The sequence below is a fragment of the Bradyrhizobium sp. YR681 genome, from assembly GCF_000282615.1.
Classification (GTDB): domain Bacteria; phylum Pseudomonadota; class Alphaproteobacteria; order Rhizobiales; family Xanthobacteraceae; genus Bradyrhizobium.
Window position 1 is genome coordinate 1 of the sequence record NZ_AKIY01000054.1, and the last position, 12,738, is coordinate 12,738.

11 protein-coding genes and 1 tRNA gene are annotated in these 12,738 nt (G+C 64.1%); 10 read left to right on the forward strand and 2 right to left on the reverse strand.

From position 1 onward, the window contains the following. The 7 genes from PMI42_RS07185 to PMI42_RS07215 form a co-directional block, all read left to right on the forward strand. Positions 1–895 (forward strand): ABC transporter substrate-binding protein (locus PMI42_RS07185; RefSeq protein ID WP_008132080.1); only part of this gene is annotated, 895 nt, incomplete at its 5' end. Between the two features lies 1 nt (position 896). Then, positions 897–1,880 carry an ABC transporter ATP-binding protein gene (locus tag PMI42_RS07190; protein ID WP_008132083.1) on the forward strand — a complete coding sequence of 328 codons (984 nt, stop codon included), beginning with the start codon at positions 897–899 and terminating at the stop codon, positions 1,878–1,880. Then, positions 1,877–2,869 carry an ABC transporter ATP-binding protein gene (locus PMI42_RS07195; protein WP_008132084.1) on the forward strand — a complete coding sequence of 331 codons (993 nt, stop codon included), beginning with the start codon at positions 1,877–1,879 and terminating at the stop codon, positions 2,867–2,869. Before PMI42_RS07190 ends, PMI42_RS07195 begins: the two co-directional genes overlap by 4 nt. Then, entirely contained in the window at positions 2,869–3,798 is a 930-nt protein-coding gene (locus tag PMI42_RS07200; protein ID WP_008132087.1) for an ABC transporter permease, read from the forward strand. Before PMI42_RS07195 ends, PMI42_RS07200 begins: the two co-directional genes overlap by 1 nt. Further along, positions 3,795–4,655 carry an ABC transporter permease gene (locus PMI42_RS07205; protein WP_008132089.1) on the forward strand — a complete coding sequence of 287 codons (861 nt, stop codon included), beginning with the start codon at positions 3,795–3,797 and terminating at the stop codon, positions 4,653–4,655. Before PMI42_RS07200 ends, PMI42_RS07205 begins: the two co-directional genes overlap by 4 nt. Before the next feature lie 257 nt (positions 4,656–4,912). Further along, a complete protein-coding gene (gene ilvD / locus PMI42_RS07210; protein ID WP_008132092.1) occupies positions 4,913–6,763 on the forward strand; it encodes a dihydroxy-acid dehydratase in 1,851 nt (616 codons plus the stop codon). A 313-nt stretch (positions 6,764–7,076) separates the two neighbouring features. Next, positions 7,077–7,400 carry a hypothetical protein gene (locus tag PMI42_RS07215; RefSeq protein ID WP_008132093.1) on the forward strand — a complete coding sequence of 108 codons (324 nt, stop codon included), beginning with the start codon at positions 7,077–7,079 and terminating at the stop codon, positions 7,398–7,400. Positions 7,401–7,549: 149 nt separating this feature from the next. Here PMI42_RS07215 and PMI42_RS38980 read toward each other — a convergent pair whose 3' ends face one another. Further along, positions 7,550–8,425 carry a hypothetical protein gene (locus PMI42_RS38980; RefSeq protein ID WP_008132096.1) on the reverse strand — a complete coding sequence of 292 codons (876 nt, stop codon included), beginning with the start codon at positions 8,423–8,425 and terminating at the stop codon, positions 7,550–7,552. A 1,483-nt stretch (positions 8,426–9,908) separates the two neighbouring features. Between PMI42_RS38980 and PMI42_RS07225 the strand changes: the two genes are divergently transcribed. Continuing rightward, entirely contained in the window at positions 9,909–10,730 is an 822-nt protein-coding gene (locus PMI42_RS07225; protein ID WP_157195722.1) for a hypothetical protein, read from the forward strand. Positions 10,731–10,834: 104 nt separating this feature from the next. Here the strand turns inward: PMI42_RS07225 and PMI42_RS07230 are convergent, their stop codons facing one another. Continuing rightward, on the reverse strand, positions 10,835–11,707 hold the full coding sequence (locus PMI42_RS07230) for a hypothetical protein (RefSeq protein ID WP_008132103.1): 873 nt from the start codon (positions 11,705–11,707) through the stop codon (positions 10,835–10,837). A 130-nt stretch (positions 11,708–11,837) separates the two neighbouring features. Between PMI42_RS07230 and PMI42_RS07235 the strand changes: the two genes are divergently transcribed. Together PMI42_RS07235 and PMI42_RS07240 are read left to right on the forward strand one after the other, a co-directional pair. Beyond that, positions 11,838–11,927, forward strand: a tRNA-Ser gene (locus PMI42_RS07235). A 51-nt stretch (positions 11,928–11,978) separates the two neighbouring features. Next, on the forward strand, positions 11,979–12,722 hold the full coding sequence (locus tag PMI42_RS07240; RefSeq protein ID WP_008132106.1) for a DUF7168 domain-containing protein: 744 nt from the start codon (positions 11,979–11,981) through the stop codon (positions 12,720–12,722). The last annotated feature ends 16 nt before the right edge of the window (positions 12,723–12,738 follow it).

The following is a 12,738-nucleotide window of genomic DNA, read 5'->3' on the forward strand; positions in this document are numbered from 1 at the left end:
GGGCGGCCGTCCGCCACTCAAGCGCATCCGCTTCCTCGAAGTGCCGGAGGTCGCGAGCCGCATCAACGGGCTGCTCTCGGGCGAATACCAGTTCGCCTGCGACATTCCGCCGGACCAGATCGCCGGCATCGAGAAGAACTCCGCGTTCGAGGTGCAGGGCGGCACCATCCTCAATCACCGCCTGACCGTGTTCGACAAGAACCACGCCGTGCTCGCCAATCCGCTGGTGCGCCGCGCCTTCACCCATGCGATCGACCGCCAGGCCATCGTCGACAGCCTGTGGGCCGGCCGCACCCGCGTGCCGAAGGGCCTGCAGTGGGAGTTCTACGGCGACATGTTCAACGCCGACTGGAGCGTCCCGGCCTACGATCCCAAGCTCGCGCAGGATCTGCTGAAGCAGGCCAATTACAAGGGCGATCCGATCCCGTACCGTCTGCTCAACAACTACTACACCAACCAGGTCGCGACCGCGCAGGTGCTGGTCGAGATGTGGAAGTCGGTCGGCCTCAACGTCCAGATCGAGACCAAGGAGAACTGGTCGCAGATCATGGAACGTGCGCCGACGCGCGCGGTGCGCGACTGGTCGAACTCGGCCGCCTTCAACGATCCGGTCTCGTCGTTGGTCGCCCAGCACGGCCCGAACGGCCAGCAGCAGCAGATCGGCGAATGGACCAACGTGGAGCTGAACAAGCTCTCCGAATTCCTGGAGACCTCGACCGACCGCGCCGCCCGCAAGAAGGCATTCCACCGCATGCTGGAGATCGCCGAGCGCGAGGACCCCGCCTACACGGTGCTGCACCAGAACGCGACCTTCACGGCCAAGCCGAAATCCATCAAGTGGAAGGCCTCGCCGGCCTTCGCGATGGATTTCCGCGCCGGCAATTTCGAGGTCTGAGGTGGCACCGCTGGTCAGCATTGAAGGCCTGAGCGTCGCCTTTGGCGGCGTGCCGGTGCTGCGTGGCGTCGATCTCGCCCTCGGCAAGGGCGAGGCCCTCGGCCTCGTCGGCGAGTCCGGCTCCGGCAAGTCGGTGACGTGGCTTGCCGCGCTCGGCCTGTTGCCGCGGCATGCCAAGGTCGCGGGCTCGGTGCGGCTCGACGGGTGCGAGCTCCTCGGCGCGCCTGCGGCCGAACTCGACCGGATCAGGGGCGGGCGGGTCGCCATGATCTTCCAGGATCCGGCGAGCGCGCTCAATCCGGTGCTGACCATCCGCAAGCAGCTTTGCGAGGCCTTGGCCTTGCATCGCGATCTCTCCGGCGAGGCGGTGAAGGCGGAAGCGCGGCGGCTGCTGGATATTGTCGGCATTCCCGATGCGGCGCGGCGGCTGTCCGCCTATCCGCATGAATTCTCCGGCGGCCAGGTCCAGCGCATCATGATCGCGATGGCGCTCGCCGGAAACCCTGACGTGCTGATCGCGGACGAGCCGACCACCGCGCTCGACGCCACCATCCAGGCGCAGATTCTGGAGCTGCTCTCGACCATCCGCCGCGAGATGGGCATGGCGATGGTGCTGATCAGCCACGATCTCGGCGTGGTCGCCGAAAACTGCGACCGCGTCGCCGTGATGTATGCCGGCCGCATCGTCGAGCAGGCGCCCAGCAACCAGCTCTTCGCCGACCCTGTCCACCCCTATGCGCAAGGCCTGATTGGTGCGCTGCCGCCGCTCGACGGGCCGCGCCGGCGGCTGACCGCCATTCCCGGAACGGTGCCCGATCCTGCGCACATGCCTGATGGATGCGCCTTCGCGCCGCGTTGCGTGCTGGCAGCCGAGCCGTGCGGCCTTGCGGCCCCAACCCTCGCGCCGATCGCAAACGACCGCGCCGTGGCCTGCATCCGCGCCGAGGCTTCGCGCCGCGCGCTGCTCGGGATCGCGGCCGAATGAGCGCGCCGCTCGTCGAGGTGTCCGCGATCTCGCGCAGCTACGCTATGCGCTCCGGAATGTTCGGTCGTAGCACGGCCGTCCATGCGGTCGACGGCGTCTCGCTGTCGATCCGCAAAGGCGAAACGCTCGGCCTCGTCGGCGAGTCCGGTTCGGGCAAATCCACCACGGGGCGGATCGTGCTCGGCCTCGAGTCGCCCGATCGCGGCGAGGTGCGGTTCGACGGCAAGCCGATGGCCGCGCCCGGGACGGCCGCCTGGCGTGCGCAGCGCGCGCGGATGCAGATGATCTTCCAGGACCCGCTTGGCGCGCTGGACCGGCGCTTGCCGGTCGCCACTCAAATCCGTGAGCCGCTGGACATTCACGGTCTCGGCACGCCCGTCGGGCGCGAGGAGCGCGTCCGCGAATTGCTGCGCGCGGTCGAGCTGACGCCGGCGCATGGTGTGCGCTATCCGGGCGCGCTCTCGGGTGGACAACGCCAGCGCATCGTGCTGGCGCGCGCGCTCGCCACGAAGCCGGAATTTCTCGTCTGCGACGAGCCGGTCAGCGCACTCGACGTCTCGATTCAGGCCCAGGTGGTGAATCTGCTGTGCGATCTCCAGGCGCAACTTGGGCTGACGCTGCTGTTCATCAGCCACGATCTGCGCGTCGTCAGGCAGATCAGCAATATCGTCGCGGTGATGTATCTCGGCCGCATCGTCGAGATCGGGAGTGCCGACGATCTGTTTGCGCGTCCAGAGCATCCGTATACGCAGGCGCTGGTGTCGGCCTCGCCGGCGCCGGGCCGCCGCAGCGCCGGCCGCATCGTGCTCGCAGGCGATCCGCCGAACCCGGCTGCGCGCCCCCAAGGCTGCGCCTTCCATCCGCGTTGCGCGCGCGCGATCGCGCGGTGTGCGAGCGAGGTGCCGGTTCTCTCGGCCGTCGGCGGTGACAGGCAGGTCGCGTGCCATCTCGTGACGGGCCCGCAGCTCGCGACGCAGGACGCGGCGTGATGGGGCGTTATTTCGCCATTCGGATCGGACGCGCCGCCCTGACGATCGTGCTCGTCGTCACCTTCGCCTTCGTCGTGCTGCGCCTGTCCGGCGATCCCGCGCTGATGATCCTGGGACCGGAGGCGCCGCCGGAGGTCATCGCGGCCTTCCGCAAAGCCTGGGGCCTCGATGATCCCATCTGGTTCCAGTATCTCGATTACTTTCACGCCATCGCCAAGGGCGAGCTCGGCCGCTCCATGCGCGACGGCAGGCCCGCGATCCAGCTCGTGCTGGAGCGGATCCCCGCAACATTGGCGCTGACGCTGCCGGCCTTTGTCTTCAAGGTCGCGCTCGGCGTTCCCGCCGGCATCTACGCCGCGCTGCATCGCGGCTCGGGAATCGACCGTGTCGTCATGATGACGGCCGTGGCCGGGTTCACCGTCCCGAGCTTCGTGCTGGCGCTGATCCTCGTTCTCGTCTTCGCCGTGCAGCTCGGCTGGCTGCCCTCGGGCGGGCAGGACAGCTGGCGTCACGCCATCCTGCCGATCGCGACGCTGAGCCTCGGCGGCGCCGCGGTGCTGGCGCGCTTCACCCGCAGCGCGATGCTGGAGGTGCTGGGCCAGCCTTATATCCGCACCGCCTCCGCCAAGGGCGTGCCGTGGCGCAAGGTGGTGACCTCGCATGCGCTGCCGAATGCGGCGATCCCGACCGTCACCATTCTCGGCTTCATGGTGGGAACGCTGATCGCGGGCGCGGTCGTGGTCGAGAGCGTGTTCTCGTGGCCGGGGGTAGGGCGGCTTCTCGTCGTTGCGGTTGCCAATCGCGACCTCGCCGTCGTGCAATGCATCCTGCTGCTGGTGGCGCTGACCATGGTGACGTCGAACCTGATCGTCGACTTTCTCTACGGCTTCCTTGATCCGCGCCTGCGCGCCAAGGGAGCGCACGCATGACCGACGCGACATTGAAAGACACGACTGTCCGCCGCCGCGTCAGCCTTCCCACAATCCCGGTCTCGGTGGCGCTCGCCGTCGCCTGGATCGTCGCGATGCTGGTGATCGCCGCGCTCGCCGAGAAGATCGCGCCCTATGGCTATACCCAGCTCGACCTGCGCAACCGGCTCTCGGCGCCCGGCAATGTCGCGCACTGGCTCGGCACCGACGAGCTCGGCCGTGACGTGCTGTCGCGCCTGCTCGTCTCGATCCGCATCTCGCTGCTGATCGCCTTCGGCGCCACGGCGATCTCGGCGATCGTCGGCACCACGCTCGGCTTTCTCGCCGCGCATTTTCGCGGGGTGGTCGAGCAATTCGTGCTGATGCTGTCCGACTTCCAGGCCAGCATGCCCTTCCTGATCATGGCGCTCGCGGTGCTCGCCTTCTTCGGCAATTCTCTGCCCTTGCTGATCGGCCTGATGGGATTTTTCGGCTGGGAGCGCTACGCCCGCATCGCCCGGGGCCTTGCCATCTCGGCCAACGCGCAAGGCTATGCGGCCGCCGTCCGCCAATTGGGGGCGACGCCGCCACGGATTTACCTTCGGCACATCCTGCCCAACATCGCCTCGACCCTGATCGTCTCGACCACGCTTGTTTTCCCCGAGGTGATCCTGATGGAATCGGGCCTGTCCTTCCTCGGCCTCGGCGTGCAGCCGCCGATGACCAGCCTCGGCAACATGGTCGGCTATGGTCGCGAATACCTGACCCGCGCACCCTGGATCATGCTGGCGCCGGCGGCGACCATCGTCGTGACCACCCTGGCGGTCTCCGTGATCGGCGACTGGCTGCGCGACCGGCTCGATCCGACCCTGCAATAACGGCAAAGTGCGCTTCCGTAGCCCGGATGGAGCGAAGCGAAATCCGGGGCCGCTTTATCCGCGGCGCGAATCCCGGATTGCGCTTCGCTCCATCCGGGCTACGACGGGCTACGAAGAGCCCGCGCCGGGAGCAGGGGAGCCCTGTCCGGCCCAAGTTCCCGTTGCGCCGGCCCAGTCCGTGCGCTATCCGGCCACAAAGGCCTGAGGCGGCTTCCATATTTTCCCGCCCGGCTGCCCAACCGAGGACGGAAACCGCCATGCCAGCCTATCGCTCCCGCACCACCACCCACGGCCGCAACATGGCGGGCGCCCGCGGCCTCTGGCGCGCGACGGGCATGAAGGACGGCGATTTCGGCAAGCCGATCATCGCGGTGGTCAACTCCTTCACCCAGTTCGTGCCCGGCCATGTCCATCTGAAGGACCTCGGCCAGCTCGTCGCCCGCGAGATCGAGCAGGCCGGCGGCGTGGCGAAAGAGTTCAACACCATCGCGGTCGATGACGGCATCGCCATGGGCCATGACGGCATGCTCTACAGCCTGCCGTCGCGCGAATTGATCGCCGACAGCGTCGAGTACATGGTCAACGCGCATTGCGCCGACGGCATGGTCTGCATCTCCAATTGCGACAAGATCACGCCCGGCATGCTGATGGCCGCGCTGCGGCTCAACATCCCCGCCGTGTTCGTCTCGGGCGGCCCGATGGAGGCCGGCAAGGTCAAGCTCCAGGGCAAGACCAAGGCGGTCGACCTCATCGACGCCATGGTGGCCGCGGCCGACTCCAAGGTCAGCGACGAGGACGTCAAGGTGATCGAGCGCTCGGCGTGTCCGACCTGCGGCTCCTGCTCGGGCATGTTCACCGCCAACTCCATGAACTGCCTGACCGAGGCGCTTGGCCTCGCGCTGCCCGGCAACGGCACGGTGGTCGCCACCCACGCCGACCGCAAGCGCCTGTTCGTCGAGGCCGGCCACACCATCGTCGATATCGTGCGCCGCTATTACGAGCAGGACGACGCCTCGGTGCTGCCGCGCAACATCGCGAATTTCACGGCGTTCGAGAACGCGATGACGCTGGACATCGCCATGGGCGGCTCCACCAACACCGTGCTGCATCTGCTCGCCGCCGCCCATGAGGGCGAAGTGAAGTTCAGCATGCAGGACATCGACCGGCTGTCGCGCCGCGTGCCCGTGCTCTGCAAGGTCGCGCCGTCGGTCGCCGACGTGCATGTCGAGGACGTGCATCGCGCCGGCGGCATCATGGGCATCCTGGGCGAGCTCGACCGCGCCGGCCTGATCGACACCTCGGTCTCGACCGTGCACGCGCCGACCATGAACGACGCGCTGGAGCGCTGGGACATCAAGCGTTCGAAGAGCGAGTCCGTCCGCACCTTCTTCCGGGCCTCGCCCGGCGGCATCCCGACCCAGGTCGCCTTCAGCCAGGAGCGCCGCTACGACGAGCTCGATACCGATCGCGAGAAGGGCGTCGTGCGCAATCTCGAGCACGCCTTCAGCAAGGACGGCGGCCTTGCCGTGCTCTACGGCAATCTCGCGCAGGACGGCTGCATCGTGAAGACCGCCGGCGTCGACGCCTCGATCCTGAAGTTCTCCGGCCCCGCGCGCGTGTTCGAAAGCCAGGACGCGGCGGTGGAAGGCATCCTCGGCGGCAAGGTCGTTGCGGGCGAGGTCGTGGTCATCATCTATGAAGGCCCGCGCGGCGGCCCCGGCATGCAGGAGATGCTGTATCCGACCAGCTATCTGAAATCGATGGGCCTCGGCAAAGCCTGCGCGCTCGTCACCGACGGACGCTTCTCCGGCGGCTCGTCCGGCCTGTCGATCGGCCATCTGTCGCCGGAAGCCGCCGAAGGCGGCAACATCGGTCTCGTGCGCACCGGCGATATCATCGCCATCGACATCCCGAACCGCAGCATCACGCTGGAAGTCTCCGACGAGGAGCTCGCCAGCCGCCGCGCCGCGGAAGAGGCGAAGGGCGACACCGCCTGGCAGGCGGTGGGCCGCAAGCGCAACGTCTCGACCGCGCTGCAGGCTTACGCCGCGCTCACCACCAGCGCCGCGCGCGGCGCGGTGCGCGAGGTGAAGCGTCGCGCGAAGTAGGCGCGCCTGCGTCTCGCCGCGAACTGTGACCTCATCCTGAGGGCCCGCCAAAGGCGGGCGTCTCGAAGGATGGCTACGGGGCAGGTCGCGGCTCGCTTCGTCGGGGCGCGATTCCGCGCATGGTCAACAAGTGCTGAACGGCCGGCGAAAGCCGGCCGTTCGCATTAAGGACGTCCCCATGAACTTCAGCGGGGTTGGATTTTGCGGCGTATACTTGCTGCGACCTTCGCAAATCCATTTCTGGCAACTGGGGCACCACATAATGTCTCGTACTCTTGCTGTTGTTTTGTCCACGGCCGTCGCTGCGATCTCGATGACATCAGCTGCGTCCGCCGGCTGCTACAATTGCTACACCCCGCCGCCGTGCCAGACCTGCTACCAGCAGCAATACGTGCAGCCGCAATACCGTACCGTCGACGAGACCGTGATGGTGTCGCCGGGCGCGACCGTCGCGCACCGCACGCCCGCGCAGTACCGCACCGTGATGGTGCCGCAGACCGTGATGGTCGCCCCGCCGAGCGTCCAGTACCAGCGCATCCCGCCGCAATACGCCACGCGCCAGCGCGTCGAGATGGTCTCGCCCGGCTATTCCTACTACGCCCCGGTGCAGACGGGCTGCGCGTCCTGCGGCTACTGAGCTAGCGCGGCAACGACACATTCCAGGCGGCGCTCCTGACGGGGCGCCGTTTTCCCCGTCTCCACAAAGCGCTGCATTACGCTAGGAAAGCGGGACGCCCGAGTCGGGGCAGATCAAAACGGCGCACAATCGTTCCGGTGGGAGAAGGTCTAACGAGCGGAACAGCGCTTCTCCCCGGTCGTCTCTCGATACGTCGCGCCGTTGATTCGATGTTCACCGGGTGGAGCAGATTCCCAGACGCAATCTGAAGTCCCACGTTTGCATTCGTATACATCAATGAGGTAGTTCGAATTGTTCGTGCAATAAATATGGTTGAATGCGCCATTGGCGACGGGAACTGTTTTACAGCTGATCAGGCTCTCCCAGCCTTGGGGGCAAACCCCAGCGCTCGGGGGCTTGGAATTCTGTGCAGCCTGTTTGATGGCCGCAGCGGCTGATTGGGCCTCTGCAAACTTTTTTTCCGGGTCTTGCGCGAATGCCGCCTGTACGTTTGTGATGCAGAACTCAGAATTAGGTCCATAAGTCGTCGCGAAAGCGGATTCACCGCTCTTTTCGTCGATCGCGCTACAAACTGCTTCGGCATGCTCGCGTGAGCCAAACTCAAACGCGTCTGGATCTATCCTATAGCAAGCGCCGTTCCTACAGTTGGGATGATGCTCCCATTTTTGAGAGGTTGGGGCGCTGGCACGTGGGGGCGCGTTTTGCGCCGGCTGCTGTCGTGAAGGACGCGCTATTTCGCTCGACTGCCCCTCGTCTTCGAGCCGATCCTTTCGTTTTGCAATAGCCAGCGCATCTTCGTAGGGGATACAGCCCGCCGGCCCGCCCATTGCTGGGTTCGCAGAATTTGTTATCAGGTTCGAGCAGAAGAAAACCCGCTTTTCTCTCTGACACTCACGAAGCGTTGGATACAGCCTTATTTTCTCACTTTCTCGCACCCAGGATTTACTAGAGTATTCTATGCAGCGGTCAGCGCTTGCGGGCGCCGATACAAATAGCAATCCGACTGCGATGACGGCCTTTCGCATTAAACCCTCAAACATCTGAGCGGAACCCGCGTCTCTGAAGCGCCGAAAAGCTTAAAGCGCCAGATTAAAGAGCAAGACGGTCCATAATGGTCGATGTGAAAAATGGTGTCCCCGAAGAGAACGAGGTCGACGGCCTTTTCCGTTCGAAGCTGGACACACTTATCGGAGGGGCAGACGATCTCTCCGGGCACAGATCCTGGCCTTTCGAATAGCGTGCTACTTTCGACAACGGCCGTACCGTTGCGATAAAGAGTTATGTGCGCGCTTAGTTCGACGTTGTGAACTCTGGTGCCGCCGCGACATTCCGAGAAGTCGTCGCTGCAGACTGTCGTGACGCCGGCTCGCGCCGAAACACTGTATTCGTAGTCTTTTAGGGGAGGCCCCGCTGCCGTGGGTGAAGTCGATCCCCCTGGCCCTGTCCGCGTCTCAATCACCGAACTCTTCTGCGGCTCAGTTCGGGGACCTAAGCTTCCCAATGCTGCAAATGCTACGACCCCCAAAATGGCGAATACGCCGATCCAAGCATAGCCGACAGTATTTTCATTCTCGCTAGCAGATGCCCGATCAGCACTGCCCCCGCTCATTTCTGGCGAGCTAAGGTCGGCATCCGTTGATTTGCTTGCAACGGATTGACGAAGCAGACGCTCAAGCTCCTCAGAAACCGCCTCCACACTCAGGTTCTCGCCTGCCAAGTCTCCCCGGCCAATAGCTGTGGGGCTACGAAGTGGACGGGCCCCGTGGTCAAATGCATCTCGCTCTCCGTTGTCGGCCTGAAGGGCCAACTCGGATCGATGAGATCGGGGTTCTTCATCATAAGCTGCCTTTAACGGCCCCCCTCCGTCGACCGGGTCGGCTGCGTTGTGACGAGCGTCCACACGAGGAGTTTCCGGCTTAAACGCTATGTACACGCAGAAGGCCAATGCTGAGGCAATCAGGCCACTGAATACTAGAGCTGCGCCCCCAAGAAGATTCAAATACAAAAGCGCCATGCAGCTTCCGACAACCGCAAGCGCCCATTTCACAAGGGACTTCAAAAGACGCGCACCGTTTAGGAAAACCATTCAGCAGCAATGCCTCAATCATAGGTGAATTGTGGCTGCTTTACAAGCTACCGTTGTGCGACAATCCCGGCGGAAACTCCAAAAAATAGAAGAATTTTTGGGGCTTTTCAGGATCCGACCGGTGTCGTTTCGTTACGAAATCCAAGTCCAACTTCATTTTTTGCACCGCAGGCGGGCTGCCAGCGAAGGTTTCACCTTTGACACCCCTCACGAGGCCCGGAATTGGAGGTGAACCCAAACCGGGCCTCGTCACCAGCGAACGCCCTGGGAGATGCCGCCAGTATCCGGGAGTGCTGAGGACGACAGGCTAGCCGAACAGGCTGGCGCTCGCCTGACAGACCGCCGGATCACGAGACGTTGCGCAATCGATTCCCGTTGCGCGGGACGCGCTTTCGATGAGAAGCGTCTCATGACAAAGCTGGATGCGTCTCGGCATGGTCGGGATCGCGAGAGGAAGCATGGCGGATATATTTTGCACTGACGACGCACTCGCCTACGAACGCAGCCGGACGCATGTTGCCCCCGGTCAAGGCATGATGCTCGACGATGTCTACCGTTTGGCGCATCTGCCTTTGGTCGCCCCTCACGATACTCGCGTGATCGCAGCGAAGGAAGGCACCGCTTACGACATGGGACGCCACCCAACGACTTACTCCGTGGTGCTGCCCGTGTCGGCTGATGCACTCGAAGCCTCGCCGGCCTATCAGGCGCTCGATACGGAACTGCGGAGGGCGCCGTTTGCTCGCAAGATCGCCTGGCAGGTGCTGGACAGACGGCGGGAGCGTCTGCACGCAACCATCTGCGGCGGCCTCGGCTCGGAGCCGCCGGCCATCGAACCAGGCCGTCACGTGGCGCTGGCCGGGCTCGGACCCATCAGCGTCGAGGTCCGTGGGCTGTTCTCCGGGAATGTGAACCGGGGGCGGCTCTACCTGAGGGTCTACCCCGAGCAGCGCGATGGCATGAACCTCTTCCATGCCGTCCAGCGCGTGCTTGGTCGCCCGACAACGGACCTTTATGTGGTCGGACTCTGGAATCTGATCGACGATCTCGATCCCGACGAGGCCGCAATTCTGGCGGCGATGATCGAGCGCTGGTGGTCGCGGACGTTGCTGCGGATCGAGGCAGACGAGCTTTGGCTGCTCGGCGCACGCGACGACCTCGTGCTGGATGCGGAGATCAGCGCGCCTGCGACTGCGCTGAGGTGTCGTTCGAGGTTCCGACTAGCGACGACAAGGCGTTCCTGAAAGCGAATCTGGCTCGGCAGTGCCGGAGCAGTGCGTTGCGCCCTCGATCGCAGGATTGATCGCAGCGATCGCAGCGCTTTGAGCTTGCGCCAATCGGCGCAGGCTCATGGCTCGGCTTTAGCAGCCGGTGACCGCTTTTTCATTCGCCACCAAACGGTCGGCACTTCCTCCCGGAAACCTCGCGACCAACTGATGTAATCGGCATCGGGCGGAATCAAACCTTCCTTGATCGCCCTTGACCAGTCCGCATCTTCCAAACGCTTGTACGGCAACCCCGAATACTTCCACCGGAATCGCTTCGCGCGAGCATTGGCGTGTCTCACGCATTCCTGACCTAACTGACGAGCGAAGAATATCCCATCGTTCGCCGTAAGACCGAGGGCCTCGACCATCGAGGGATAGCGTTCGTCGATAGTTCGCGTATCCGGATTACGCAGCCCGAAAAAGCGAAACAGTACATCCCGGTCCGACATTTTTGACGCACGGAGTTCACTCAGAAGCTCGTTCCGCGCGATGATTATTCTGTTCAAAGATTCTGTTGCGGAACGAAGTTCAGCCGTAGCTGAGAGGCCCTTCGGCCCAAGGTCACATTTCTCGAAGGCTAACTTTTCGACAGCGGCCAACGGGGCGTTGACTTGTGGGAGATCATGAAATTCGAATTGAATAGGGAAGGGGACAGCGCGCGGTCCGGCGAGGTACAGCTCAAAGTCCTTTTTGGCCTGAGTGTAAGTAGCCAGCATCGGCGCTATCTGTTGCCGTTTGGCCGCGAGACATTGGTTGGCGACTACAAGGCTCATCGCATGCAGGGATCGCAGTGCGCGCAACTGATCAACGATCTCGCGCCGGTGCTGTGCGCGCGAGGTCAACCACGCACCGAACAGCGTTCCTGCCGCACCGCCGGCAACCGCTATTAATGGAGTTGGGACGACCGACCATAGTGCCGCGATACCATCCGCAAGTTCTGCCACTGAGATCATCTGGAGCGCGCCCCCGGCCCCCTACTCTAGACCTTCGCTCAGCATGTGCGGGAGCTTGGGCCCCAAATTGTCCCCAGGTTCGCGTTGCGTTCGAAACGGGTCTGCGCTAAGCGATTGAAATTACTAGTTCGGAAGGGTGGCCGAGTGGTTTAAGGCACCGGTCTTGAAAACCGGCGTGCCCGCAAGGGTACCGTGGGTTCGAATCCCACCCCTTCCGCCAGCGCGATCCGTCCGGGGTCCGTCGGTCGGGCATTCCCCCGGCAGGTCATCGGTGAATCAAACGTCCAATCCAGCCGCGCTCGACAAGCTGAAGCTCCGCATTCAGGCGTTGCGCGCCAAGACGATCGCCAATGGCTGCACCGAGGACGAGGCGCTGTCGGCCGCCGCCAAGGTCGCCGAGCTGCTGGATCGCCACGATCTGTCGCTTTCCGACGTCGAGCTGCGCGCCTCGGCGTGCGAGAGGAGGGTGTTTGAGACCCATCGCAAGAAGCGCATTCCGCTGGACGACTGCATCGGCGCGATCGCGCATTTCTGCGATTGCCGGGTCTGGCGCGAGAAGAGCGCAGCCGGCGAAAACAGCTATGTGTTCTTCGGCCTCGGCGCGGATGTCGAGGTCGCGCATTATCTGGCCGAATTGATCGACGGCGCCGTGCGCACTGAGCTTGGCCGCTTCAAGACCTCGGTCGACTACGGCAGGTTCCGGCACCAGGAGCGGCATCTGGCCAATGCCTCCTTCGCGCTCGGGATGGTGGCGTCGATCGCGGACAGGCTGATGGCGATCAAGGCCGGTCGCGATCAGGTCAACGAAAGCACCGGCCGCGGGCTGGTTGTCCTCAAGACTTCGGTGGTCGATGCGGAGTTCGACAAGCTCGACCTGAAGATCCGGACCCAGCGCAGCACCAGCCGGATGGTGTCGATGACGGCCTATGAAGCCGGCGGCGCCGCCGGCGCGTCGCTTTCCATCAATCCCGGCCTTGGTGAGGGGCGGTCAGGTACTACGCCCAAGGGGAGCTGAACGCGGCGGAGCAGGG